Origin of the sequence: Demequina phytophila (genome assembly GCF_000971135.1) — a bacterium.
Classification (GTDB): domain Bacteria; phylum Actinomycetota; class Actinomycetes; order Actinomycetales; family Demequinaceae; genus Demequina; species Demequina phytophila.
The window spans coordinates 150,726-175,631 of record NZ_BBLW01000003.1 but is presented as its reverse complement, the minus strand read 5'-3'; the positions used below and the strand labels follow the sequence as shown (position 1 = coordinate 175,631).

At 70.6% G+C, this 24,906-nt stretch carries 23 protein-coding genes; 10 read left to right on the top strand and 13 right to left on the bottom strand.

The window, feature by feature from the left end; translation table 11 throughout:
* Positions 1-126 precede the first annotated feature (126 nt).
* The 4 genes from AOM01_RS05865 to dnaA all read right to left on the bottom strand — a co-directional run bounded on the left by AOM01_RS05865 (position 127) and on the right by dnaA (position 5,232).
* Positions 127-693 (bottom strand): DciA family protein, encoded by a 567-nt coding sequence (locus AOM01_RS05865; RefSeq protein ID WP_062290389.1) that lies wholly within the window; start codon positions 691-693, stop codon positions 127-129.
* Positions 686-1,810, bottom strand: coding sequence for a DNA replication/repair protein RecF (gene recF / locus AOM01_RS05860; protein ID WP_062290386.1), 1,125 nt, complete (start codon positions 1,808-1,810; stop codon positions 686-688). Before recF ends, AOM01_RS05865 begins: the two co-directional genes overlap by 8 nt.
* The gene (dnaN, locus tag AOM01_RS05855; RefSeq protein ID WP_062290383.1) at positions 1,810-2,937 is read right to left on the bottom strand and encodes a DNA polymerase III subunit beta; all 1,128 of its coding nucleotides are present in this window, start codon (positions 2,935-2,937) and stop codon (positions 1,810-1,812) included. Before dnaN ends, recF begins: the two co-directional genes overlap by 1 nt.
* 903 nt (positions 2,938-3,840) lie before the next feature.
* A complete protein-coding gene (gene dnaA, locus AOM01_RS05850) occupies positions 3,841-5,232 on the bottom strand; it encodes a chromosomal replication initiator protein DnaA (protein ID WP_062290380.1) in 1,392 nt (463 codons plus the stop codon).
* Between the two features lie 234 nt (positions 5,233-5,466).
* Between dnaA and rpmH the strand changes: the two genes are divergently transcribed.
* The 8 genes from rpmH (at position 5,467) to AOM01_RS05815 (ending at position 10,643) form a co-directional block, all read left to right on the top strand.
* Entirely contained in the window at positions 5,467-5,604 is a 138-nt protein-coding gene (rpmH, locus tag AOM01_RS14145; RefSeq protein ID WP_062204973.1) for a 50S ribosomal protein L34, read from the top strand.
* A 2-nt stretch (positions 5,605-5,606) separates the two neighbouring features.
* Positions 5,607-5,951, top strand: coding sequence for a ribonuclease P protein component (gene rnpA, locus AOM01_RS05845; protein ID WP_082110031.1), 345 nt, complete (start codon positions 5,607-5,609; stop codon positions 5,949-5,951).
* Complete coding sequence (gene yidD / locus AOM01_RS05840) at positions 5,948-6,244, top strand: membrane protein insertion efficiency factor YidD (protein WP_082110030.1); 297 nt, start codon at positions 5,948-5,950, stop codon at positions 6,242-6,244. The genes rnpA and yidD overlap by 4 nt, the downstream gene beginning before the upstream one ends.
* Before the next feature lie 8 nt (positions 6,245-6,252).
* Complete coding sequence (yidC, locus tag AOM01_RS05835) at positions 6,253-7,248, top strand: membrane protein insertase YidC (protein ID WP_062290378.1); 996 nt, start codon at positions 6,253-6,255, stop codon at positions 7,246-7,248.
* Positions 7,245-7,724, top strand: a complete 480-nt coding sequence (locus tag AOM01_RS05830) for a Jag family protein (protein WP_062290375.1) — start codon at positions 7,245-7,247, stop codon at positions 7,722-7,724. Before yidC ends, AOM01_RS05830 begins: the two co-directional genes overlap by 4 nt.
* A gap of 19 nt (positions 7,725-7,743) precedes the next feature.
* Positions 7,744-8,385, top strand: a complete 642-nt coding sequence (gene rsmG / locus AOM01_RS05825; protein WP_062290372.1) for a 16S rRNA (guanine(527)-N(7))-methyltransferase RsmG — start codon at positions 7,744-7,746, stop codon at positions 8,383-8,385.
* Between the two features lie 312 nt (positions 8,386-8,697).
* The gene (locus AOM01_RS05820) at positions 8,698-9,660 is read left to right on the top strand and encodes a ParA family protein (RefSeq protein ID WP_369401542.1); all 963 of its coding nucleotides are present in this window, start codon (positions 8,698-8,700) and stop codon (positions 9,658-9,660) included.
* Positions 9,657-10,643, top strand: coding sequence for a ParB/RepB/Spo0J family partition protein (locus AOM01_RS05815; protein ID WP_062290369.1), 987 nt, complete (start codon positions 9,657-9,659; stop codon positions 10,641-10,643). Before AOM01_RS05820 ends, AOM01_RS05815 begins: the two co-directional genes overlap by 4 nt.
* Positions 10,644-10,681: 38 nt before the next feature.
* Here AOM01_RS05815 and AOM01_RS05810 read toward each other — a convergent pair whose 3' ends face one another.
* From AOM01_RS05810 to AOM01_RS05780, 7 genes are all read right to left on the bottom strand, one after another.
* Positions 10,682-11,626 (bottom strand): D-alanine--D-alanine ligase family protein, encoded by a 945-nt coding sequence (locus AOM01_RS05810; protein ID WP_228374226.1) that lies wholly within the window; start codon positions 11,624-11,626, stop codon positions 10,682-10,684.
* A gap of 13 nt (positions 11,627-11,639) precedes the next feature.
* Positions 11,640-12,950 (bottom strand): aminotransferase-like domain-containing protein, encoded by a 1,311-nt coding sequence (locus AOM01_RS05805; protein WP_062290362.1) that lies wholly within the window; start codon positions 12,948-12,950, stop codon positions 11,640-11,642.
* A gap of 80 nt (positions 12,951-13,030) precedes the next feature.
* A complete protein-coding gene (trxB, locus tag AOM01_RS05800; RefSeq protein WP_062290359.1) occupies positions 13,031-14,347 on the bottom strand; it encodes a thioredoxin-disulfide reductase in 1,317 nt (438 codons plus the stop codon).
* A 112-nt stretch (positions 14,348-14,459) separates the two neighbouring features.
* The gene (locus AOM01_RS05795; protein ID WP_062290357.1) at positions 14,460-15,884 is read right to left on the bottom strand and encodes a protein kinase family protein; all 1,425 of its coding nucleotides are present in this window, start codon (positions 15,882-15,884) and stop codon (positions 14,460-14,462) included.
* Between the two features lie 31 nt (positions 15,885-15,915).
* Positions 15,916-17,622 carry a murein biosynthesis integral membrane protein MurJ gene (murJ, locus tag AOM01_RS05790; RefSeq protein ID WP_062290354.1) on the bottom strand — a complete coding sequence of 569 codons (1,707 nt, stop codon included), beginning with the start codon at positions 17,620-17,622 and terminating at the stop codon, positions 15,916-15,918.
* Between the two features lies 1 nt (position 17,623).
* A complete protein-coding gene (locus AOM01_RS05785) occupies positions 17,624-19,594 on the bottom strand; it encodes a DUF6049 family protein (protein ID WP_156155856.1) in 1,971 nt (656 codons plus the stop codon).
* Between the two features lie 11 nt (positions 19,595-19,605).
* Positions 19,606-20,148 (bottom strand): NUDIX hydrolase, encoded by a 543-nt coding sequence (locus tag AOM01_RS05780; RefSeq protein WP_082110028.1) that lies wholly within the window; start codon positions 20,146-20,148, stop codon positions 19,606-19,608.
* Positions 20,149-20,249: 101 nt separating this feature from the next.
* Between AOM01_RS05780 and AOM01_RS05775 the strand changes: the two genes are divergently transcribed.
* The gene (locus AOM01_RS05775; RefSeq protein ID WP_062290348.1) at positions 20,250-21,710 is read left to right on the top strand and encodes a CCA tRNA nucleotidyltransferase; all 1,461 of its coding nucleotides are present in this window, start codon (positions 20,250-20,252) and stop codon (positions 21,708-21,710) included.
* Between the two features lie 30 nt (positions 21,711-21,740).
* Here the strand turns inward: AOM01_RS05775 and ald are convergent, their stop codons facing one another.
* Positions 21,741-22,841: an alanine dehydrogenase gene (gene ald / locus AOM01_RS05770; RefSeq protein WP_062290345.1), complete on the bottom strand. Its 1,101-nt coding sequence runs from the start codon at positions 22,839-22,841 to the stop codon at positions 21,741-21,743.
* Between the two features lie 147 nt (positions 22,842-22,988).
* Between ald and AOM01_RS05765 the strand changes: the two genes are divergently transcribed.
* Positions 22,989-23,519 (top strand): Lrp/AsnC family transcriptional regulator, encoded by a 531-nt coding sequence (locus tag AOM01_RS05765; RefSeq protein WP_062290342.1) that lies wholly within the window; start codon positions 22,989-22,991, stop codon positions 23,517-23,519.
* A gap of 46 nt (positions 23,520-23,565) precedes the next feature.
* On the opposite strand, the gene AOM01_RS05760 is transcribed toward AOM01_RS05765, so the two are convergent.
* Positions 23,566-24,858 carry an MFS transporter gene (locus AOM01_RS05760; RefSeq protein ID WP_062290339.1) on the bottom strand — a complete coding sequence of 431 codons (1,293 nt, stop codon included), beginning with the start codon at positions 24,856-24,858 and terminating at the stop codon, positions 23,566-23,568.
* Positions 24,859-24,906: the final 48 nt, after the last annotated feature.

Genomic DNA, 24,906 nt, shown 5'->3' with positions numbered 1-24,906 from the left:
CGTTGCCGGAACAAGGGTAGGCGAGTTGTGGCATTAAGTGACATTTGAGGGGGTGTGTGCTTTGTCACACCGTGCCCGATATGTCGAGGCCACGGGACGATGCGCGGGCCGGGTCACCCTGCCGAGTCACCCGTACGTGTCGCGCGGTCCGCGTCCCTTCACCGAGCGCGGACCCTTGGTCCACGACCTCGCGGTAGGTCCGAGCACCTTGAGCTCGGTGACGATCTCGCGGCCGAACTCCTCGTTGATGCGGTGCCGGATCTGACCGGCCATCATCTGCAGCTGCGTCGCCCACGCGGTCGAGCTCGCCTTGACGGTGAGGACTCCCTCGTCGAAGCCGAGCGGCTCGCAATGATCGGCGATGCGGTCGCCGATCACCTCGCGCCAACGCCCGGTCACCGACGAGACCTCGATCTGCTCGGTCCAGCCCATCCGTCGCAGCAACGAGGCGACCGCATCGCCCATGGGCTGCGGGTCGCGGCCGTTCGTGTACGGCTGGGTCGCCCGCCTGGCCTCCTCGCGCTGCTTGCGTCCCCGCTTCGCGCTGGACCGGGTCGCGCCACGCTGACGCGCCGCCTGCCGCGCACGCTCCATCGCCTCGCGCGCGAGCCGCGCCGCGTCCCCGGGAACCAGCGGGTCCTGGCCGTCGGCACCCTCGCCGGCGAGAGCATCGTCCCTGGTGTTCTCACTCATCGCCCACACGCCCCTTGACCACGGGGATGATCCGGCCCGCCAGCGCCGCGGGCACGTCCTCCGCGACGGCGGCGGTGATGAGCACCTGGCTGGCTCGCTCGAGCCGGGCCGCGAGAGCCGCACGCCGGCCGGAATCGAGCTCCGCGAACACGTCGTCGAGGATCAGGACGGGTTCGCCGTCCGCGTCGGAGTCGGGACCCGCCTCGGAGGTGAGCAGGTCGTAGGTTCCCACCCTCAGCGCGAGCGCGCAGGACCACGACTCGCCGTGGCTGGCGTACCCCTTCGCGGGCATCCCGCCCAGGCGGATCTCGAGGTCGTCGCGGTGGGGGCCGGCCAGCGTGACGCCGCGGTCGAGCTCCTTGGGACGGACCTCGCGCAGCCGCTCGAGGAGCAGCGCGGCGATCGCCGGTGCATCGCCCGGAGGCTGATCTGCCAGGGAGGTCGCGTACGAGATCGCGCAGTCCCCGCCATCCGGTGCAACGTCCTGGTACGCCGCGGCGACGTGCGGCGCGAGGGCGGCGACCGCGCGGAGCCGCGCCGCCATGATGCGCCCGCCCAGCTCCGCGAGCTTCTCGTCCCAGATGTCGAGCATCGTGAGATCGCCACGAGCGTTCCGGGACGTCTTGAGCATCGAGGTGCGCTGACGCAGCACCCGGTCGTAGTCGGACAGGTCGCCCGCGAGGGCGGGCTGCAGGGCGACGCAGAGCTCGTCGAGGAACGCGCGCCGGCCCGAGGGATCGCCCTTGACCAGCGCGAGATCCTCCGGCGCGAACAGCACCGTCCTGAGGATCCCCACGAGGTCACGCGGACGGGCCGCGCCCCGATTGAGCCGCGCGGTGTTAGCGCGTGCGTTCTGCAGCGTCACCTCGAGGCCGAGCGACCGGCCGCCCTTCTCCACCTTCGCGCGCACCACGGCACGCTCGGCGCCGAACCGGATGAGAGGCGCGTCGGTCGCGACCCGGTGGGAACCCAGCACCGAGAGGTACCGGATCGCCTCGACCAGGTTGGTCTTGCCCTGGCCGTTGCGACCGACGAACGTGGTGACGCCCGGTCCGAGCTCGACGTCTGCCTCGGGGTACGAGCGGAAGTCGGCGAGCTGGACGTGGGTGACGCGCACTAGGAGGCGATGCGGATGGGCACCAGCAGGTAGCGGAAGTCGGCCGCGACGTCGCCGCCGGGCTCCGACAGGCCGACGAACTCGACCGGCTTGGTCTCCTGCGTGAAGCCGAGCTGCACGAAGTCCGTGCCCAGCGCCGTGAGTCCGTCGAGCAGGTACTGCGGGTTGAACGCGACGGTGATCGAGTCGCCGTGGAGGTGCGCGGTGAGCGCCTCCGACGCCTGCGCGTCATCCGACTGGCCGGCGTCGAGGGTGACCTCGCCGTCCGCGAACGCGAGCCTCACCGAGGAGTTGCGCTCGGCGACCAGCGCGACGCGACGCGTCGCGTCGATGAGGTCCTGCGTGCGGACGGTCGCCGTGATGGGGCTCGACTCGGGGAAGAGGCGACGGACCTGCGGGTAGTCGCCGTCCATGAGCAGGGACGTGGTGACGAGGCCGCCGGCCTCGAAGCCGATGAGGTCCATGCCCTGCCCGGAGCTCAGCGCGACGGTGACCTCGCCCGAACCCAGGGACTTCGCCGTGTCGGACAGCGTCTTGGCGCGGACCAGCGCGACCGCGCTGATATCCGGCTGCGACGGGTTCCACTCGAGCTCGCGCAGGGACAGCCGGTAACGGTCGGTCGCGAGGAGGGAGATGTGGGAGCCCTCGATCTCGACACGGACGCCGGTCAGGATCGGCAGGGTCTCGTCACGCGACGCCGCGGAGGTCACCTGGGCGACGGCCTGCTGCAGGGTCGCGCCGTCGATGGTGCCGGAGTGCTCGGGCAGCTCGGGCAGCGACGGGTACTGGTCCACGGGCATGGTGGCGAGGGTGAAGCGGGAGGCGCCGCAGGTGACGGACACCTTGGTGCCCTCGAGCGACAGCTGCACCGGCTTGTGGGGCAGCGCGTTCGCGATCTCACGCAGCAGGCGACCGCTGACCAGCACCTCGCCCGCCTGCTCGACGTCCGCCGGGAACTCGCCGCGGGCGGAGACCTCGTAGTCGAAGCTGGCCAGGCGCACCAGTCCCTCGGCGTCCGCGGTGATGCGGACACCGGCGAGAACGGGGACCGGGGGGCGCGCCGGCACGGCACGCGACGTCCATGCGACGGCGTCTGCCAGAACGTCGCGCTCGACGGTGAACTTCATGCTTGCTCCTCAGGTGTCGAGCACAGACTATGCCACGGGTCCGACCTCGTCGGTAGGCGGATCGGGGCGGCGCGGGGACCTCGAGGCGCGGAGCGAGATGAAGGTCGTGTGGACAACTCCAAGAAGATGGACTCGTAGTCGTATTAGGGCCCGTGGATTCTGTGGATTCTTGTCATTCGTGCTGGAAATCACATGAATCGACCTGTGAGCGGGTTGGGGGCGGAACACCCCGAACCTGTGATTCGTGGCGGGACGGCTCCGACGTCGACCACAGCTGGTCACCGTTTCTTCACAACGCGTCCCCTGTGGACGGAGCACGTCATCCACGGGCATCCACAGACTTTTCCACAATTGTGAGCGAACGGGGATCTGAGGCCTTCCCAGCGTCGAATTCGACCGATGACCGGCGTGTCGGCGGCGCGTGTCGGGACGATGCGGCTGTCACGACCGCTTCTGACGAACGTTTCGCACGCCTTTGGCGGGCGACGAGGCCCGCCGCGCGGCGGCGGGCCGATTCCTTCGTCAGGGGGGCATGAGACCGGCACCCGGCCCGTGAGGCGCGGCGAACCTCCGCGGCCCCGTGGCGCGTGCACGCCGGCTGAGCGCGTCCTGACGCACGAATCGGCCCTTCTCCGCGCCCGTCGCGGGTCAGCGCCGCAGAACGGCCCGAATCGTTGTCCAGGAGTCGTCAGGAGAGCGCGTCCGCCCGGGCTCGTACGCGGACGCGCCACGGTCACGGCGGGGCCGCCGGCGGGCTCACGGGGCACGGACCGCCCGGTGCCCCGCGAGAGCCCGGCGACCGCCGCATCGTCCCTTCGCACGGCGACGACGCTCAGACAACGATTCGGCCCCTCCCGCGCCTCTCGGGGCTCGGAAGGGGCCGAATCGTTCGTCAGGAGGCTCTCAGGCGCGCGACTGCTTGATGCGCGCGTGGATCTCGTTGACCTGGTTGTACATCTGGCGGCGCTGCGCGATCTGGTCCTCGACCTTCTTGACCGCGTACATGACCGTCGTATGGTCCTTGCCGCCGAAGTGCTCGCCGATCTTCGGCAGCGACAGGTCGGTGAGCTGCCGGCAGAGATACATCGCGATCTGACGCGCCGTCACGAACACACGCGAGCGGCTGGTGCCCGTGAGGTCCTCGATCGAGATGCCGAAGTACTCGGCCGTCTTGCCGATGATCGAGGCCGCGGTGATCTCGGAGTCGTCGTCCGAGATGAGGTCCTTGAGCACCACCTGGGCGAGGGAGAGGTCGACCGGCTGTCTGTTGAGCGCGGCGAAGGCCGTGACGCGGATGAGCGCGCCCTCGAGCTCGCGGATGTTGCTCGTGATGTTCGACGCGATGTATTCGAGCACGTCCGACGGCGCGTTGACCGCGTCCGCGGCCGCCTTCTTGCGAAGGATCGCGACACGGGTCTCGAGGTCCGGCGGCTGGACATCCGTCATGAGGCCCCACTCGAAGCGGGTCCTCATGCGCTCCTCGATGCCGTCGAGATAGCGCGGGCTCACGTCCGAGGTGATGACCACGTGCTTGCCGGCGTTGTGCAGCGCGTTGAACGTGTGGAAGAACTCCTCGAGCGTCTGCTCCTTGCCCTGCAGGAACTGGATGTCGTCGATGAGGAGGACGTCGACCTCACGGTACGTGCGCTTGAAGCTGAGCGAACGGTCGTCACGGATCGAGTTGATGAAGTCGTTGGTGAACTCCTCGGAGTTCACGTACCTCACGCGGGTCTGCGGCTTGAGATGGCGCGTGTAGTGGCCGATCGCGTGCAGCAGGTGGGTCTTGCCCAGTCCCGAACCGCCGTAGATGAACAGCGGGTTGTAGGTCTTACCAGGGGATTCGGCGACGGCGAGGGCTGCGGCATGCGCGAACCTGTTCGACGGGCCGATGACGAAGGTGTCGAACGTGTAGCGCGGGTTGAGGTGCGGGTCCTCGACCACAGGCTTGGGCTCGGGCTGCGGACGGCGCATCGGCGCGCGAGGCGTCTCCTCGGAGGACTCGTCGCTGGGCTCCGGAGGGGAGACGGACGCGTCCACCGTCACCGCGATGCGGACGTCGCGGCCGAGCACCTCGCTGAGCGCCTCGGTCACCGAGCCGCGCAGCGTGGTCTCCACATAGTTCTTGGTGAAGTCCTCGGCGACGGCGAGGAACACGTTGTCCTCGACCACCGCGAGCGGCTTGACCAGCCGGAGGAACGAGCGGTTCTGCGCGCTCAGCGCTCCATCATCGGCAAGGACGTCGAGGGCGGACCGCCACACTGCGTCGATCGACTCCGAGGCAGGCTCTGCCGCCACTGGCCGTCACCCCCAAGTAGTTTCCACAGCGTTTCTCACAGTCGGTGCATGGCCCGTCACCGGTTCGTTACCGCGTGTCCGCGTGTCGGTCACCTGGTGTCCGGCCGTGATGGTGGAGCCTATCCTGTTCAGGAGCGCGCCCCAAGACGGCCGACGCGATTTGACCCTTGTCCAGGGTTACGCGTAACGTTAGTGCGCTGATTTGACCATGCCCTGAAACCTGTGGAGTGACCCGTGAGCAAGCGGACTTTCCAGCCGAACAACCGCAAGCGTGCCAAGACGCACGGCTTCCGTCTGCGTATGCGTACGCGTGCCGGACGTTCCATCCTGGCCTCGCGCCGTCGCAAGGGCCGCGGCAAGCTCTCGGCCTGAGGTTGCTGCCGGCCGGCGCGCGCCTGCGATCGTCCGCGGACTTCCGGTCCGTGATGCGATCGGGGGCTCGAAGCGGTCGGCGCACCCTCGTGGTGCACGTAGCGCTCACCGGCGATGCCTCGCGCATGGCCGGTTTCGCTGTTTCTAAGGCGGTAGGAGGTGCCGTGGTCCGCAACCGCGTCAAGCGACGCCTGCGCGCGATCATGTCGACGCGCCTCCACGACCTGCCGGCCGGCACCTCCGTCGTGATCCGCGCCCTGCCGCCTGCCGCCGACGCCCCGTTCGAGGACCTCGCGTCCGACGTGGACGGGGCGCTTCGTCATGCCCTCGCGAAGGCGACGCGATGAGCGTCGCCGGACGCGCGCTGACCGGCGCCATCCGCGGGTACCAGCTGGGGATCTCCCCTCTGACGGGGCCGCGCTGCAAGTACCACCCGACGTGCTCGCACTTCGCGATCGAGGCGATCCAGGTGCACGGCGCGTTCGTGGGTACCGGCCTCGCGGCGTGGCGGGTGCTGCGCTGCAACCCCTGGAGCAACGGCGGCGTCGATGACGTCCCGGAGAAAGGCGAGCGTCTGTTTCGCCTCACACGGAACAATGCCGCGATGCTCAACCAATCGACCTCTGCCCGGCTGACCTAAGGACAACAGTGGACACTCTGCTCTACCCGCTCGAGTGGGTGGTCGCCAACATCGTGGTGATCTGGCACCAGATCTGGGCCTTCATCGGCCTGGACCCGACCTCCGGCATCACCTGGGCGCTGGCGATCGTGGGCCTCGTGGTGACCATCCGTGCGGCCCTCATCCCGCTGTTCGTCAAGCAGATCAAGGCATCGCGCGCGATGCAGCTGATCGCGCCGGACCTCAAGAAGGTCCAGGACAAGTACAAGGGCAAGAAGGACCAGGCGTCGCGCGAGGCCATGAGCCGCGAGACCATGGAGCTGTACTCCAAGCACAAGACGAACCCGTTCGCCTCGTGCCTGCCGATGCTCATCCAGGCGCCCATCTTCTTCGCGCTCTTCCGTGTGCTCAACTACAACCTCGGCGGCGACGCCGGTCCCATCGGTCTGCTGTCGCAGGACCTGATCGACCAGGCCGCCAACGCGACCTTCTTCGGCGCGCATCTCAACGAGACGTTCTTCAACTCCGAGGGCATGTCCGCCAAGATCGTGTCCGCGGTGCTGATCGTCGCCATGGTGACGACCACCTTCCTCACGCAGCACCAGCTCACGCGCAAGAACCTGCCGGCCTCGGCGCTCGAGGGCCCGATGGCGCAGCAGCAGAAGATCCTCATGTACGCGCTGCCGTTCATCTTCGTCATCACCGGTCCGAACTTCCCGGTGGGTGTCCTCATCTACTGGACCACGACGAACATCTGGACCTTCGGTCAGCAGTTCTACGTCATCCGCAACAACCCGACGCCCGGGTCCGAGGCGGAGCGTCAGCACCAGGAGCGTCTCGCCGCCAAGGCCGCCCGCAAGGCCGCGCGCCGCGGCGAGGACCCGAGCGCGGTGGTGATCGAACAGGCGCCCGCGATCGAGGACGAGAGCAAGCGATCGGGCCAGCGTCAGCAGCCCAAGCGCAAGAACCGTGGCGGCAGCAAGCCGCAGGCCCTGCCGGCCGACGACACCAAGGACGAGTCATGACCGACAACATCAAGAAGCTCGAGGCCGAGGGCGACGTCGCCGCGGACTTCCTCGAGGAGCTGCTCGACATCCTCGACATGGACGGCGACATCGACATCTCCGTCGAGGCCGGACGCGCCAAGGTCGCCATCGTCGCGGACGGCCCTAGCCAGGATCTCAAGCGCCTGGTCGGTCCGGACGGCGAGGTGCTCGAGGCACTGCAGGACCTGACCCGCCTCGCCGTGCAGTCCGACACCGGCGAGGTCAGCCGCCTCATGCTCGACATCGCCGACTTCCGGACCGGACGCCGTGAGCGTCTGGCCGAGCAGGCGCGCGAGGCGATCGCGAAGGTGCGAGAGTCGGGCGCTCGCGTCTCGCTTCCCGCGATGAACGCGTTCGAGCGCAAGGTGGTCCACGACGTGGTGCTCGAGGCAGGCCTGTCGTCGGAGTCCGAGGGCGAGGACCCGCAGCGGTACGTCGTGGTCCTTCCCGCCTGACGTTTCACGTGAAACATCGATGACAGACGAGGCCCGAGAGCAGGATCCGCTGGACGGTTCCGTCGCCGTGCGCGAGTACTTCGGTGACTCCTATCCGCGCGTGCTTGCCTTCGCAGACATGCTGCGCGACCAGGGCGTCGAACGTGGCCTCATCGGTCCTCGCGAGGTGGGACGGCTTTGGGAGCGTCACATCCTCAACTCCGCGGCGCTGTTCCCATTCCTGGGGGAGGGGCGCGTCGCGGACGTAGGGTCGGGCGCCGGCCTGCCCGGTCTGGTACTCGCCGCCATGGACCCGGATCGTGACTACGTCCTGATCGAGCCGATGGAGCGCAGGACCCAGTGGCTGTTCGAGGCGGCGCGAGAGTGTGGCATCGACAATGTGCAGATTCTTCGTGGACGTGCGGAGGAGGTGGCGGAGTCCGTGGAGGCCGACGTCATCACGGCACGCGCGGTGGCTGCGATCGACAAGCTGGTGAAGTGGTGCCGACCTCTGCTCAGCGACCATGGACGCTTCGTCCTGCTCAAGGGCCGCAGCGCGCCCGACGAGCTGGAGCGCGCCAAGTACACGCTCCGCAAGCAGCACCTCACGGGCGAGATCCACTCTGCTGGCACCGTCGACGGGGTCGAGCCCACGACCGTCGTGGTACTTTCCCACAGCTGACGTCCACAGGCCTATCCACACGGATTCGTGCGGGAAACCACCCCGGCAGGCCCGGTTCTCCACAAGTGTCATGGAGTGTCTCGCCTTCAAGTGAGCCCCACGTCGACTCCCGTCCGTCTGTTGCCGTCACGTGTCTCTGCGGTAGAGTCGTGACCTCTGGGAAGGACCTCCCGCCTCGCTGCCGACGGCGGGAGCGTGTGTGTCAGGGGCCACGTTTCACGTGAAACATGGCGCGTCGCGCGGCCCGATCGGCTCGCCGCGACACAACAAGAAGGGAACTGCGTGTCGACCGATCAGACGCAGCAATCGAACGTGACCGACGACGAGACGTCGAGCACCCTCCCCTCTGTTTCACGTGAAACATCCGACCCGTTCGACGGCCTGGCCGAGGACCACGGCAGCCCCCTCGCGGCGCAGATGATGGCCACCGAGCGTCATCGGCGCGAGCTCGAGGAGTCGCCCTTCCCCCGTCCGCCGCGTACCCGGGTCATCGCGGTCTCCAATCAGAAGGGCGGGGTGGGGAAGACCACCACCTCGGTCAACGTCGCGGCCGCGCTTGCGAAGCGCGGTGCGAACGTGCTCGTCATCGACGCCGATCCCCAGGGCAACGCGTCGACGGCACTCGGGGTGGAGCACCGCTCCGGCACGCCGTCGATCTACGACGTCCTGCTCGACGATGTCCCGATGAACAAGGTCGCGCAGCGTTGCCCGGACATCGACACGCTCTGGTGCGTGCCCGCGACTATCGACCTGGCCGGCGCGGACATCGAGCTCGTCTCAGTGGTGCGCCGCGAGTTCCGCCTCCACGATGCGGTGAACGCGCTGCTGGAGGGTCCGGGCAAGAATCTTGACTACGTCTTCATCGACTGCCCACCCAGCCTGGGGCTCCTCACGCTGAACGCGATGGTCGTCGCCACCGAGGTGCTCATCCCCATCCAATGCGAGTACTACGCGCTCGAGGGACTCACGCAGCTGATGAAGACCGTCGAGATGGTGCGCAAGCATCTCAACCAGGGGATCCACGTGTCGACGATCGTGCTCACCATGTACGACGGCCGCACGAACCTCGCGCGCGAGGTCGCGTCGGAGGTGCGCTCGCACTTCCCGACTCAGACGCTCGAGCAGACCGTGCCCCGTTCGGTGCGGGTGTCCGAGGCTCCCGGATTCGGCCAGACCGTCATCACCCACGACCCGCATTCGTCGGGAGCGGTCGCCTACACGGCGATCGCACGTGACATCGCGGTGCGCGGCGCCGCGGGATCGGAGAAGCAGTGAGCAAGGCGAAGAGGGGACTGGGCCGAGGCCTGGGCGCGCTGATCCCGACCGAGCCCGAGGCGCCCAGCGGCGAGCGTCCCCGCGATCTCTTCTTCTCCGACACCTCGACCGCCGCGTTGCCGACGATCACGGAGGTCTCCGAGGACGGTGAGCTCGTACCCGTGCCCGGCGCGCGATTCGCGCACATCGACCCCCATGCTGTGGTCCCGAACCCGCGTCAGCCCCGCACCGTCTTCGACGAGGACGAGCTCGCCGAGCTGGTGGGCTCCATCAAGGAGATCGGCGTCCTTCAGCCCATCGTGGTGCGGCCCAACCCGGCGGGTGAGGGCTTCGAGCTCATCATGGGTGAGCGCCGCCTGCGCGCGTCCAAGGAGGCCGGCCTCACCGAGGTGCCGGCGATCGTGCGCGAGACGGACGACGTCGACATGCTTCGCGACGCGCTCGTGGAGAACCTGCACCGCAGCCAGCTCAACCCGCTGGAGGAGGCAGCCGCCTACCAGCAGCTGCTGGAAGACTTCGAGATCACCCACGAGGAGCTCGCGTCGCGGATCTCCCGTTCGCGTCCGCAGATCTCCAACACGCTGCGTCTCCTGCGCCTGCCTGCGACGGTGCAGCGACGCGTGGCCGCGGGTGTGCTCAGCGCCGGGCACGCGCGTGCGCTCCTGGGCCTCGAGACACCCGAGCAGATGGAGCACCTCGCGACGCGCATCGTCGCCGAGGGCCTGTCCGTGCGCGCCACCGAGGAGGCCGTCGCGCTCGGAGTGGACACCCCCAAGCCTCGCCGGGGTGCGGTGCGCGCCGGCGCGCGCACGCCCGCGCTCGACGACCTGGGAGGGCGCCTGGGAGATCGCTTCGACACGCGCGTGAAGGTCAAGCTCGGGCGCACCAAGGGATCCATCACCATCGACTTCGCGACGGTGGACGACCTCAACCGGATCGTCGCGATGATCGATCCCCAGGACCCGGGAGTCTTCTCAGAGTAGGTGATCTACCAGGAACGATGCTGGTCTGGCGGTGGCTTCTAGGCGTCGGCTCCGCGCCGGGCGGCGCCCAGCACCAGCTCGCCGTAGACCTCGCCGAGGTCGAGGCTCGCGGCCTCGGCGGCCTGCGGGAACAGGGACGTCTCCGTCATTCCGGGTGCGATGTTGATGTCGATCACCTGAGCGTGACCGTCGCGGTCGAGGATGATATCGATGCGTGAGAGGTCGCGCAGGTCCATCGATCGGTGCACGGCGAGCGCCGTCTGGGCGGCCTTTGCCGCCTGGGCGTCGCTGAGGCGTGCCGGCGCGAAGTACTCGACCCGCCCGGGGTTGTAGCGGGCGTCGTAGTCGTAGGCGCCGTCCGTCACGGTCTCGACGGCGGGCAGCACCCGGGCCTCGTCCCCGGTGCCGAGGACGCTCATCGCGACCTCGGTGCCCTCGATGAACCGCTCGACGAGCGCGATGTCGCCGTACGCGAAGCAATGGACCATCGCGCGAGCGAGGTCGGCGCGATCCCTCACGACGGACACGCCGAGCGCCGAACCGCCCCGTGCGGGCTTGACGACCACCGGCAGCCCGAACCGGGCGACGATGGTGTCGAGCACCTGCTCGGCGCCCACCTCCCGGAACAGCGACTGCGGGAGCGTGACGTGCTCGGGCGTGTCGATCCCGGCGCGTCCCATGACGGCCTTCGCGACCGCCTTGTTCCAGGCGACCCGTGATGCACCCGAGGTGGTGCCGACATAGGGCACTCCCATGAGCTCGAGCAGCGCCTGAAGGGAGCCGTCCTCGCCGGTGGCGCCGTGGAGGAGCGGCCAGACCACGTCGACGTGTCCTGAGCGCAATGTCGGGATCAACTCGGTATCAACGTCGAGCAAAGAGACCTTGTCGATCTTGCCACGCAGGGCGTCCTGGACCCGGCGTCCGCTGCGGATCGAAACGTCGCGCTCGTGCGACAGGCCGCCGGCGAGGATGAGTGCGTGCATGACGTTCCCTTCGTCAGTACAGGTCGGGCGACGGGAAGTCGACCGCATCGCCGCGACCGCCTCCCGAGGTGCCGAAGATCCGGACGGTCTCGAGCTCCGCATCCACCACCGTCGCCAGCCTGCGGACTCCCTCACGGATGCGCTCGGGGGTGGGGAAGCAGTACGACAGTCGCATGTGGTCGGTGCCCGAGCCGTCGAAGTAGAAGGCGCTGCCGGACACGTAGGCCACGCGCGCGGTGATGGCGCGCGGCAGCATGGACTTGGCGTCCAGCCCGTCGGGCAGCTTGACCCACACGTAGAAGCCGCCGTCGGGGACGTTCCACGACGCCTCGGGGATGTGCTCGCCGAGCGCGGAGATCATCGCGTCGCGACGGTCACGGTACTGGACCTGGAACTTCTTGATCTGGCCCTGCCAGTCGAAGTGCTCGAGGTAGGTGGCGATGGCCATCTGGGAGGCGTTGGACGGCGACAGGATCGCCGCCTCCGATGCCAGCACCAGCTTCTCGCGCACCGCGTGCGGGGCGACGGCCCAGCCCACGCGATAGCCCGGCGCGAAGGTCTTGGAGAATGATCCCAGGTAGATGACGCCTTCGGGGCTCATCGACCGCATCGCGGGCAGGGGCTCGGTGTCGAAGCCGAGGAGACCGTAGGGGTTGTCCTCGAGCACGAGCACGCCGTACCGCTGGCAGATCTCGAGCACCTGGGGGCGTCGCCCGAGCGACAGCGTCACGCCGCCGGGGTTGTGGAAGTTCGGCACCGTGTAGAGGAACTTCACCCGCCTGCCGGCCGCCTGCAGCCGCGCGAGGGTGGCCTCGAGCGCCTCCGGGATCAGCCCGTGCGCATCCATGGGCACGTGGACCACCTCGGCCTCGTGCGCACGGAACACGCCGAGCGCACCCACGTAGGACGGAGCCTCCGCCACGATCACGTCGCCCGGGTCGATGAAGATCTTGGTCACCAGGTCGAGCGCCTGCTGCGAACCCGTGGTCACCACCACATCGTCCGGATGCGCGCTGATGCCCTCGAGCGCCATGACGTCGAGGACCTTCTCGCGCAGGGTCACGTCGCCCTGCCCGGAGCCGTACTGGAGCGCGACCTCGCCGTGCTCGACGAGGATCCTGCGGGTCATGTCGCCGAGCTCCTCGAGAGGGAGGCCGCCGATGAACGGCATGCCGCCGGCGAGCGAGACCACCTCGGGGCGGCTGGCGACGGCGAACAGCGCGCGGATCTCGGACGCGCGCATCTGGTGTGCGCGCTGCGCGTACGACCCGAACCAGGGGTCGAGGCGGGTTCCCTCGCGAGGGGTAGGCGTGCCGTCGCTCATGCGGTCAGTCTGTCAGACGCACGGGGGTCCAGCCGTCATGCGGCTGGACCCCCGTGGCAGGAGACGATGCGCGGGTCGGGTCAGGCGATGACCTCGTCGAACAGCGCGGCGAGGGCGGGCTTCGGGCGTGCGCCCACGACCGACTTCACGACCTCGCCGCCCTTGAAGAAGCTCATGGTCGGGATCGAGGTGACGCCGTAGGCCATCGCGAGCTGGGGGTTGGCGTCGGTGTCGACCTTGACCACCTTGAGGCGGCCGGCGTACTCCTCGGCGAGCTCGTCGAGGAGCGGCGCCACGGCGCGGCACGGCCCGCACCAGGTCGCCCAGAAGTCGACCACCACGGGGACGTCCGACTGGAGCACCTCGGCCTGGAACGAGTCCACGGTCGCGGGGACGGGCGTGGTGGGCAGCTCCGCGGCGGGGGCCTCGGCGGGCGTCCCGGGCGCCTCCGCGGTGGACGATGCGGCGTGGAGGGCGTCGATGAAGTGCTGGGCGTCGAGGGCGGCGGAGCAGCCCGAGCCGGCGGCCGTGATGGCCTGGCGGTAGCGGTTGTCCACGAGGTCGCCGCAGGCGAACACGCCGTCGATGTTGGTCGCGGTGGTGCGGCCCTGCACGAGGACGTAGCCGGCCTCGTCGGTGTCGACGGCGCCCTTGACCAGCTCGGAGCGGGGCTCGTGGCCGATCGCGACGAACAGGCCCGTCGCGGCCAGCGTGGACTCCTCGCCGGTGACGCGGTTGCGCACCTGGACGCCGGAGAGCTTGGCGTCGCCGTCGAGCCCGATCACCTCGGAGTTCCACACGAACTCGATCTTGGGGTCGTTCATGGCCCTGTCGGCCATGATCTTCGAGGCGCGCAGCTCGTCGCGGCGGTGCACCAGGTACACCTTGGACGCGAAGCGGGTGAGGAACGTGGCCTCCTCGACGGCGGAGTCGCCGCCGCCGACCACGACCACCTCCTGGTCGCGGAAGAAGAAGCCGTCGCACGTGGCGCACCAGGACACACCCTTGCCCGACAGGCGCTTCTCGTCGTCCAGACCGAGCTCACGGTAGGCCGAGCCCATCGCCAGGATCACCGCATGCGCGGTGAACTCGCCGCTCATGCCGGTGGTGACCTTCTTCACGGCGCCGTCGAGCTCGAGCGCGGTGACGTCGTCGAACATCACCTCGGCGCCGAAGCGCTCGGCCTGCGCCTGCAGGGTCTCCATCAGCTCCGGACCCTGGATGCCCTCGACGAAGCCGGGGAAGTTCTCCACCTCGGTGGTGTTCATCAACGCGCCCCCGGCCGTGACGGAGCCCGCGATGACCAGCGGGTGGAAGCCCGCGCGTGCGGCATAGATGGCGGCCGTGTACCCGGCAGGACCGGATCCGACGATGATGACGTTGCGGGTGTCGCTCACGGTTGTTCCTCAGTTGAAGGTGGGGCCCGGCCCGGGAGGGCGGGGCGGCGAATCTATGAACAGATGGTAGGGGGCGTGTGTTCCCGGCGTCGCCGAGGGGTGTTCGGTGCGCTCACCCTTGCGGATCGGGGGACGGGTTCAGGGTGGCGGTCACGGCCGGGTTCGGGATGCCCGAGGGGTCCTGCTCGATGACGATGTCGTCCCCGAGCGGTGACGCGAGCCACGCGAGGGCCACCATCACCGCGAGCACCACGCCGGCGACGGCGACCGTGAGCACCACGCGGCTGCCGTTGAGCGGTCCACCGCTGTTGGCGCGCTCGCGCGCGCGGCGCAGCGACCGCGCGATGCCCTCGGAGGCGGGCCACCGGCGGTGCAGCGCCTCGAGCACGAGCTCCCAGGTGCCCTGCTCCCGCACCAGGTTCTGCTCGGCCACCATGATCTCGAGAGTGTCGAACGCGGCCTCGTGCCGGTCCGCCGCCTCGGGTGGGGCGGGCACCGCGCGACCCTCCGCGACGGCCCGCTCCCGCTCCTCCGCGATCGCGCGCGCGACCGCGAGCTCCTGGGTCGCGGCCTCCTGGGCCTCGTACTCCTCGAGAGCGACGCGGACCTGGGCGTGGGGATCGCCCGACGCGAGCTCGGATGCGCGCGCCTCCTCGGCGGCCGAACGGGCGGCGACCAGGGTGCCGGCCTCGACGAGCGCGCGTGCGGCCGCACGCTCCTCCTCGAGGCGTCTCTGCTCCTCGGCCTGCTCGCGTGCGGCGCGCTCCGCCTCCTCCCGCTCGAGGCGAGGGGTGAGAGGCAGCGTGTCCACGCTGGTGTCGAAGCCGACGAGCGCGCGCGAGTCCGCGGCGGAGAGCGCGGCGACCACCTCGGCGATCGTGGTCGGTCCCGCGCCGCGCAGGGTCGCGACCGCGAGGGAACGCGCACCCGGCGCGAGCCCGTCCGGGAGGTCGTCCGCGGTCGCCTCCTCCGGGTCGAGGCCGGTGAGGGCCCGCACCAGGATGAGGGCGAGGCTGCGGGCGTCCTGGGCCTCGCTCGGCTCCCCGATGAGTCCGGCCTGCGCCGCCGCCTCGCCGTCGACGCCGAGCCCCGCGACCACCACCCGGCCGCGCGTCGTCACCGTGATGCAGGACGGGCGCACGTAGCCGTGGGTGAGGCCCGAGGCGCGGCCGACCGCGAGGGCGCGCGCGGCGCCGCCGACGATCGCGACCGAGCGGCGAGGGTCGACCCGGTGTCGCGCGAGGACGTCTGCCAGAGAGGCGCCGGGGACGTGCTCCACGGCGACGAAGGTGACCGGGGCATCGTCCACCGTCTCCCGGCCCGTCACGACGATGCGTGCGAGGCGCGGATCGCGCAGGCGCGCGGCCCGCATCGCCTCCTTGCGGATGGCCGCGTCCTCGCCGGTGCGCACCACGTCGATGACGGTGCGCCTGCCCAGGCGCGAGTCATCCGCGAGGTATCTCTCGATGCCGGGGATGTCGTGGTCGACCTCACGCAGCAGGGTGAAACGCGCACCCAGGACCGTGCCCGCTCTCACCTGATCCCTACCCCCGAACGTCGCTCCGCACCTATCGTACGTTGCGCTTCAGACGGCGGGTGAGGGGAGCGATGAGCTCGCTCGCCTCGGGCACGCGGAGCACCCGCAGGACCGCCCAGTAGAGCAGCCCCATGAGCGGGATGAGGACCACCAGCGCGCCGATCGCCACGAGCAGCGACTGCATACGGTCGCCCTGATCCGCGGCGGGGATGAAGCGCAGCAGGGACCAGCCGACCACCCCGGACAGGGCGGCGGCAAGGAGGGCGCGCACGGCGAGCGCGGTGTACGAGCGGATGGCCAGGCTGCCGACCCGTGCGCGCACGGCCCCGCCGCGCAGCAGCACGCCGATGACGTTGGAGATGCTGAGGGCGAGCGCGACGCCCGCGGTCCACCAATAGGGGTCCAGGGCCTGCTGGAACGCCAGCATGCCGCCCACCCACGCGACGGTGACGGGGATCTGGATGTAGAAGACGGCCTTCGCGTCCTCGAGCGCGAAGAACACGTTCTTGAACACGCCGAGCAGCGCGAGCGGGACGCCACCGAGCGCGAGGGCCATGAGCACGTACGCGATGGACCGCACCTCTGCGTCGTCGGCCGTGGGCAGCGCGAGCCGGACGATCGCGGGCGCGAGGGCGACCAGGACCGCGGTGGCCCACAGCCCGAACACCGTGACGACGCGCATGCCGCGCTGCACGGTGCCTCGCAGGGCGGCGGTGTCGCGGGCCGCCGCGTGGCGCGACATGGTGGTGGCGAGCGCCGTGATGAGCGACACGATGATCAGCGAGTGCGGCAGCAGGTACAGCATCATCGCGTTGAAGTACGCGGCGTTGCCGGCGATCACCTCGTTGCCCAGGTCGCTGCCCACGGCGCCGGCCTCGCTCGCGATGCGCGTCGCGACCACCACGCCGACCTGGTCGAGCAGCACCGCGCCCAGGGCCCATCCCGCGACGGTGGTCACGCCCGACAGCTCGCCCTTCGGCCCGCGCCACACCGGGCTCCACCGGTACCCGCCGCGCGCGAGCGGCCAGATGAGGATCAGCGCCTGAGCCGCGATGCCCAGCGTGGCGGTGCCCGCGATGAGCCACGTGGGGTTCGCCGTCCACCACGAGGGATCGTCGAACTCACCCGCGTGCGCCGCATAGCCTCCGTACATCGCCAGGAACGCCGCGAGCCCGGCGATCGAGACGACGTTGTTGAGCACCGGTGCCCACATGTAGGGGCCGAACTGCTCGCGCGCGTTGAGCACCTGGCCGAGGATCGTGTAGACGCTGTAGAAGAAGAGCTGCGGGATGCACCAGAACGCGAACGCGATCGCGAGGTCGCGTTGCGGCTGGTCCCAGCCCTGGGTGTAGATCGCGACGAACACGGGCGCGGCGAGCGTGAAGAGGATCGACAGTCCAAGCGAGCCGAACACGCCGAGCGTGACGATGCGGTCGACGGTGCGCTTGCCGTCGGGACGCCGGAACGCCCGCACGATCTGCGGCACCAGGACGGCGTTGAGGACGCCCGCCGCCACGATCGCGTAGAGGGTGTTGGGGATCTTGTTCGCGACGTCGTACGCGTTCGCGGCGATGCCGGTCGCGCCGATCGCTCCGACGAGCATCGCGTTGCGGATGAAGCCGAGGCCCCGCGACACGAAGGTGCCTGACGCCATCACGAGCGTGTTCCGCCCGAGCGAGCGGACCCGCGGCTGCGCGGGTCCGTCCGCGGCGGGCTGCATGCCGGCGTCGTCGGCCACGTCAGTCCTCCGCGTCCGTGTCGGTGTCGCTGGGGCCGGTCTCGTCGCCACCGCCGCCGACGCGGGTGGTGCGCGTCTCCTTGCGTCCGCGGCGGACCGTGCGGATCACGCCCATGACGAGCAGCACCACCAGTCCCGCGGTGAAGACCGCGGTGACCGCCGTGCCCCAGTCGGCACGCACGCGCACGCTCATGCTGACGGGATCCGCGATCGCGACGCCGTCAGCGTTGCGCAGCACGGTGATGGCCCGGACGTTGGCGGAGGACACCGCCGACACGTCGACGGGGACGGTCTTCGACGACCGCGCCGGGATGGTGACAGTAGGCGACTCCCGGATCTGCAGGTTCGGGGAGAAGGACGTCATGTCGACCACCACGGTGGCGTCGACGTCGAGGTCGTTCACCACCGTCACCGGGAGGCTGCCCTGATCGGCGATGAAGTTGACGTCCGAGCCCGCCGCGACGTGCAGCGCGCTCAGCGTCTCGTCGACGGCGGTGGTCGAGGACGCCACGCGCAGCTCGCGCTGCACCGTGTCGCCTCGGATCGCGCGGGCGAGCGGCGACAGCAGGGTGCGCCCCCCGGGATCGAGGATGGTGGCCGGATCCTCGGCGACGGCGCTCAGCTCGGTGAGGTCAGCGAGGCGCGAGGTGAGCCCGGCCATCGTGCTGGCGTCCAGGTCGTTCGCGGCATCCCGCTTGTTCCGCAGCGACGTCCGCGTCGAAGGGTCGCGGGTGAGGTCCTCCACCGTGAGCGCGTCGACGAACGGCGCGTTCATCAGCGCGGTGAGGGCGGCGGCGTCTCCGCTGCCCGACGGCGACCAGGCGTCGCCCGTCCACACGAGCACCGGCGCGACCGTCTGGGCGGCGGTGAGCGCGCCGGCGGCGACCGCGGCGCCGACGGTGCCGGCCGCGGCGCCACCGGGTGCCGTGACGTACGAGGACAGCGTGCCGTCGGGCCTGAGCAGCGACAGCGACGTCCCCGCCGCACGGGTGGTCTTGACGGCGGGGGTGACGCGGTCGCTCTCGAGGTCCGCGCGACCGGTGACGAGCATGGCCCCCGCGCCGCTGGTCGCGGCGAGGCGGGCGGTGGAGCGGTCGGCGGTCTCGACGATCGCGAGCCACGACGACTCGTCGAGCGCGCTCGCGCCGGTGCCGACCGTGCTGTCGAGAGCGAAGTCCAGCAGCGCGGTGTCCTCCGCGTGCGCGAGCGACACGAGGTCGGGATCCTCGGCCGGGAGCCGCATCACCGACCGGTCGGACAGGTCGAGCGTGTCGGTGCCGAGGTCCGACATCGCCGTCGGATCGATCGCGAGGGTGACGCCGTCGACGTCGGTCGCGGCGGCGATCGAGCGCACCTGGGCGCTCAGTCCCGAGGCGGTCGCGACGGTGGCGAGCGACAGCTCGGGCATGGTGGCGTCGACCCACGTGACGGCGCCGGTCATCAGGGTCGAGTCGCCGGCGTCGGTGCGCAGCACCACCTGGACGCCGTGCACCGCCCAGGTGTCCTCCTCGAACGGCAGGCGCTTCTGCTGCGACGTCACCGACACAGTCGCCGACGACGTCCCCGCGAGGCGGTTCACCGTGGCGGGACCGCCGCCGGCCTCGCTCGTGACCGTGGGCGTGCCGACGTCCGCGGTTCCCACCGTCACCATCGTCGCGGACCCGCCGTCGAGGTAGGCGGCGAGCGCGGCGCGATCCTCGAGCGGGTCGCGCGTGAGCCGCAGCAGGACGCGCGCCCCGTCGATCGGGGTGGCCGCAAGGTTCTCGACGGAGACCACGCTGGTCAGGGATTGCTGCGGGCGGACCATCGCGATGGGAGCGGACTCGACCGTGCCGACAGCGGTGCCGGAGCCGACGGTCGGCGCGCCGTCCGGCGCGGCCAGCGCCGCCGGTGCGATGCCCGCCGCCGTCGCCGCGACGGCACCTGCGGCGAGCGCGCGGCGCACGGCCGCGCGTGTCCGGGACCCGCGCATCGTCCCTCCGCTCACGGGGCGATGGCCAGCAGGCGTGCCGCCGCCTGCGCCATCTTCCGCTCGTTCGGGTACGCGAGCTCGCGCGAGAGGTCGGCGACGGCGATCCACCGGGCGACCTCCGCCTCGTGGTCGGGGTCGTTCTCGGTGGTGATGATGCCGCCCTGCGCCTCGAGCAGGTAGTGGTGGACCACCTTGTGGACGCGGCGGTCATCGCCGGTGAACCAGTAGTCGATGATCCCGAGCGGCTGGATGATCTCCGCGTCGATGCCGGTCTCCTCGGCGACCTCGCGGACCGCGGCGATCTCGGGCGTCTCGCCCTCCTCGATGTGACCCTTGGGCAGGCACCACTCGAGCCGCCCCGCGCGATTGCGGCGGCCGATGCACGCGGCGTACGCGATGCCGTCCTCCACGCGCACGGCGATGCCGCCGGCCGATGTCTCGTTGCTCACGGGCAGGTGCGGGGCGCGGTGCGCGACGCTCTCCCGACGCCTCAGCGCGGCTCCCTGCGGAGGCATCGGCACGGGGCCGGGGCGCGGGACGGGAGGCGTGGGCATGGCCCAACTCTAACGACCCGCCGGAGGGGGTCAGGGAGGCGTGCCCGGTGGCGGGCGGGCCCGACGGGGGTGGCGGGGCGCGGGTCTGGGACACTTGACCGGTGACCATCCAGCCTTCCGCCCCGCCGTCTCTCGACGTCCTGCGCCGCCGCGCCGCAGGCTTGTGGGCGGCCCTGCCGCCCGAGATCACGGAGCTGGCGGAGGCGTTCGAGCGGGCCGGCCACGAGCTCGCGCTCGTGGGTGGGCCGGTGCGTGACGCGTTCCTCGGGCGGTCGAGCGCGGATCTGGACTTCACCACGTCCGCGTCGCCGGACGAGAGCGAGCGGCTGCTCAAGCGCTGGACCCGCGCGACCTGGGACATGGGGCGAGAATTCGGGACCATCGGCGGGCGTCGCGGCGAGCTCGTGGTCGAGGTGACCACCTACCGCGCCGACGAGTACGACGGCGAGACGCGGAAGCCTGTGGTCGCGTTCGGCACGTCGCTCCACGGCGACCTGGCGCGCCGCGACTTCACCGTCAACGCCATGGCGGTGCGACTGCCGTCCCTCGAGTTCGTCGACCCGTTCGACGGGCTGTCCGACCTCGCCGGCGGGCTGCTGCGCACGCCGATCGACCCCGAGGTGTCGTTCGGGGACGACCCGCTGCGCATGATGCGGGCCGCGCGCTTCGCCTCACAGCTGGGCTTCGAGATCGAGCCGGCGACCTTCTCCGCGATGGCGGCGATGGCGGACCGGCTGTCCATCGTGTCGGCGGAAAGGGTGCGCGACGAGCTCACCAAGCTGATGCTCGGGACGTCGGTGCGCGAGGGGCTCGCGGCGCTGGTCGACTCGTCGCTCGCGGACCATGTGCTGCCCGAGCTGCCCGCGCTCAAGCTCGAGGTGGACGAGCACCACCACCACAAGGACGTCTACGAGCACACCCTGACCGTGGTCGAGCAGGCGATCGCGCTGGAGACGGGTCCGGACGGCCCGGTGCCCGCGCCCGACCTGGTGCTGCGGCTGGCCGCGCTGCTGCACGACATCGGCAAGCCCGCGACCCGTCGCCTGGAGCCCGGCGGTGGCGTCTCCTTCCACCACCACGAGGTGGTGGGGGCGAAGATGGCCGCCCGCCGGCTCAAGGCCCTGCGCTTCGACAAGGACACCATCAAGGCCGTCGAGCACCTGGTGTTCCTTCACCTGCGCTTCCACGGTTACGCGGACGCGAGGTGGTCCGACTCCGCGGTCCGTCGCTACGTGGTGGACGCCGGCGCGGGGCTCGAACGGCTCCACCGCCTCACCCGCGCGGACGTCACCACGCGGAACCGGCGCAAGGCCGACAGGCTGTCCTTCGCGTACGACGACCTCGAGGCGCGCATCGCCGAGCTGAGGGAGCAGGAGGAGGTCGACGCGATCCGCCCCGACCTCGACGGCACGCAGATCATGGCGCTGCTGGGCATCGCTCCCGGACGCGAGGTGGGAGAGGCGTACAGGCACCTGCTCGAGCTGCGCATGGAGCACGGACCCCTGGGTGAGGAGCGCGCGGAGGCGGAGCTCAAGACCTGGTGGGAGGCGCGGCAGGGCTGAGCCCCGCCGCGCGACCCGCCCTGTCGCGCCTCAGCCGACCGGTGCTCCCGCCAGGTGCGGGAACAGCTCCGCGACCGGCTCATGCACGATCCGGCCGTCGACCGTCGCGAGCCCGCGCGCGAGCCCGGCGTCCTTGGCGGTCGCGATCTCCCAACCGTCGTTCGCGAGGCGCAGCGCGTACGGCAGCGTCGCGTTGGTGAGCGCGAGCGTGGACGTGTTGCCCACCGCGCCCGGCATGTTGGCCACGCAATAGAAGGTAGAGCCCTCGACGGCGTAGGTGGGGTCGGCGTGCGTGGTGGGACGAGAGTCCTCGAAGCAGCCGCCTTGGTCGATCGCGATGTCGACCAGCACCGAGCCGGGCTTCATCTGGGACACCAGGTCGCGCGACACCAGCCGGGGCGCACGTGCGCCGGCGACCAGCACCGCGCCGATGACCAGATCCGCGTCGAGGCACGCGCGCTCGACCTCGTACGCCGACGACACCACCGTCTTCACCCGTCCCGCGTAGAGCGAATCGAGCTGACGCAGCCGCGCGATCGACAGGTCGAGCACCGTGACGTCCGCGCCCATGCCCACGGCCTGGGCGATCGCGTTCTGGCCCGACATGCCCGCGCCCAGCACCGTCACGCTCGCGGGCCGCACGCCCGGCACGCCGCCGAGAAGCACGCCCCGGCCGCCCTGGCTCGACTGCAGCGCGAACGCGCCGACCATGGTCGCCATGCGCCCGGCGACCTCGCTCATCGGGGCGAGCAGCGGCAGCGAACCGTCGTCGAGCGCGACCGTCTCGTAGGCGAGAGCGGTGGTCCCCGACTCGACGAGCGCGCGCGTGAGCGGCTCGTCGGCAGCGAGGTGGAGATAGGTGAAGAGCAGCAGCCCCGGCCGGAGGCGGGTGTACTCGGACGCGATCGGCTCCTTGACCTTGATCACCATGTCCGCGGCCCACGCCTCGTCCACGGTGCCGAGCGTCGCGCCGGCCAGCAGGTACTCCGAGTCGTCGAACGCCGACCCGACGCCCGCGCCGGCCTGCACCACCACGGAGTGGCCGGCCGCGACCAGCTCGCGCACACCAGCCGGGGTCGCGCCCACGCGACGCTCGTTGTCCTTGATCTCTGCGGGGATGCCGATGCGCATCGCCACTCCTCCCTGGCGCAGCGCGCCGCTCGTGTCCGGGTGAGCCGTAGGTTCTTCGCCCGACGCCTACAATTCTTGGAGGAAGTTCACTCGAATCAAGAAGCCATGAACGCAACACCCGAAATAGAGGGAAGAGGCGAAGAATCGATGGAGCACAACCTTCGCGGCGGCGCCGGACCGAAGGGTCTTCGGCTCGACGAGCTCGACGAGAAGATCCTGTGGGAGCTCATGCGCGACGCCCGCATCCCCAACGCCGCGCTCGCCGCGAGGCTCCACGTCGCGCCGTCCACCACCCACGGACGGGTCAAGGCGCTGCGCGAGGCCGGCGTCATCAAGAGCGCGCACATCGAGGTCGACTACGAAGCCCTCGGCCTCGACGTCCAGGGGATCGTCTCGGTGCGGCTGCGCGCGCAGGCCCGCCCGCAGATCAAGAGCTATGCCGCGAAGGTGATCCAGCTGCCGAACGTGCTCTCCGTGTTCTTCGTGGGCGGCACCATCGACTTCCTCATCCACGTCGCATGCACGTCCACCGCGCAGCTCCGCGACTTCGTCGCGACGGAGCTCAGCATGGATCCCGCCGTCGCGTCGACGGAGACCAACATCGTGTTCGACCACCTCATCGGCCAGGAGCACCTCGGCAGCGGCGGCCTCGCGGCCCTGCGGGGTCCCATCCGGTAGGTCCGGCAGGGACGATGCGGCGGCAGCCTCAGCCCGCCCGCGCGGGTCAGGCGACGGGCGAGGGTTCGCGCGGTGCCCGGGCGTACACGGCGGCCACCACGAGGTACGCCACCGCGACGCCGGCCATCACGCCCGCGGAGTAGCCGGTGGCGGGCAGCACCGCCGCCGCGACGGCCGCGCTCGCGACGAAGGCCACGTTGTAGGCCATGTCGTAGAGCGTGAACGCGCGGCCGCGGAACTCGTCCGCGGTGTCGCGCTGCACGATCGTGTCGACGGCGATCTTCGCGCCCTGCACCGCCAGGCTGATCACCACCGCCGCGGCCAGCAGCGCCCACCGGGAGGAGGACGCCGCGAGCATGGCCTGTCCGCCCGCGCCGAGCACCAGGCACGCGACGATCCACCGGTGGCGTCCCACGCGCGGCCCGAGCCACGGCGTGACGACCGCCGCGAGCCCGAAGCCGGCGGCCGCGAAGGCGAGCACCAGGCTGAACTCTCCGAGCGAGTCCTCCGGATGCGCGGGGTCGCCCAGCAGGTAGCGCGACATGAGGATCGACGCGACGAACATCACGCCGTACAGGAGCCGCTGGGCGGCCATCACCGCCAGCGCCTGGAACGGGGTGACGCGCCGGTGCAGGTAGATCACGCCCGACGCCAGCTCGCGACCCAGCTCGCGTACCTGCGCGCCCAGGCGCAGCGCCGCGAGCGGCCGGGTGGGCCCCAGCTCCCTGCGTCCGAGCAGGGTGGCCGCCCAGGACGATGCCGCGAAGGCTCCCATCGCGGACATCAGCGTCGCGAGGGCCAGGGAGGAGTCGGACGCCGTCGGGACCACGAAGGTCACGACGCCGCCGATCGCGGCGCCGGCCGCCGCGGCGATGGTCCCGAGCGTGGGCATGATCGCGTTCGCCGCGAGGAGCTCGTGGCGGGGCACCACGTTCGCGAGGCCCGCGGACATCGCGGCGAGCAGGAACCGGTTGACGGACAGCGTGAGCAGCGCGAGCGCGTAGAGCGACCACAGCGGCCCGTCGAACGCGAGGACCGCGAGGATGGTGCCGGCGAGCGCCACCCGCACGAGGTTGCCCACGAGCAGGATGCGTTGCCGCTGCCACCGGTCGATCAGCGGACCCACGAAGGGCCCGACCAGGGTGAACGGCGTGAGGAGCACCGCGAATCCGATCGCGATCTCCGACGGGCTGGCCGCCTGGGTGGGGTCGAAGAAGAACGCAGTCGCGATCCCCACCTGGAACATGCCGTCGCCCGCCTGCGAGAGCAGGCGCGACAGCGTGAGGCGTCGGAATCCACGGGCCCGCCAGAGCCGGGCGAGGTCGCTGGCCAGGGTCACGCGCCCAGCGTAGGGGGTGTCGCGGCGCTCGCGGGAGAGCGCTCGCTA

Bases quoted from the DNA above. Each gene is read 5' to 3' on its own strand.
- AOM01_RS05865 (WP_062290389.1), bottom strand. From the start codon at position 693: ATGAGTGAGAACACCAGGGACGATGCTCTCGCCGGCGAGGGTGCCGAC.
- dnaN (WP_062290383.1), bottom strand. From the start codon at position 2,937: ATGAAGTTCACCGTCGAGCGCGACGTTCTGGCAGACGCCGTCGCATGG.
- yidD (WP_082110030.1), top strand. From the start codon at position 5,948: ATGAGCGTCGCCGGACGCGCGCTGACCGGCGCCATCCGCGGGTACCAG.
- AOM01_RS05830 (WP_062290375.1), top strand. From the start codon at position 7,245: ATGACCGACAACATCAAGAAGCTCGAGGCCGAGGGCGACGTCGCCGCG.
- rsmG (WP_062290372.1), top strand. From the start codon at position 7,744: ATGACAGACGAGGCCCGAGAGCAGGATCCGCTGGACGGTTCCGTCGCC.
- AOM01_RS05810 (WP_228374226.1), bottom strand. From the start codon at position 11,626: ATGCACGCACTCATCCTCGCCGGCGGCCTGTCGCACGAGCGCGACGTT.
- AOM01_RS05805 (WP_062290362.1), bottom strand. From the start codon at position 12,950: ATGAGCGACGGCACGCCTACCCCTCGCGAGGGAACCCGCCTCGACCCC.
- AOM01_RS05785 (WP_156155856.1), bottom strand. From the start codon at position 19,594: ATGCGCGGGTCCCGGACACGCGCGGCCGTGCGCCGCGCGCTCGCCGCA.
- AOM01_RS05780 (WP_082110028.1), bottom strand. From the start codon at position 20,148: ATGCCCACGCCTCCCGTCCCGCGCCCCGGCCCCGTGCCGATGCCTCCG.
- ald (WP_062290345.1), bottom strand. From the start codon at position 22,841: ATGCGCATCGGCATCCCCGCAGAGATCAAGGACAACGAGCGTCGCGTG.
- AOM01_RS05765 (WP_062290342.1), top strand. From the start codon at position 22,989: ATGGAGCACAACCTTCGCGGCGGCGCCGGACCGAAGGGTCTTCGGCTC.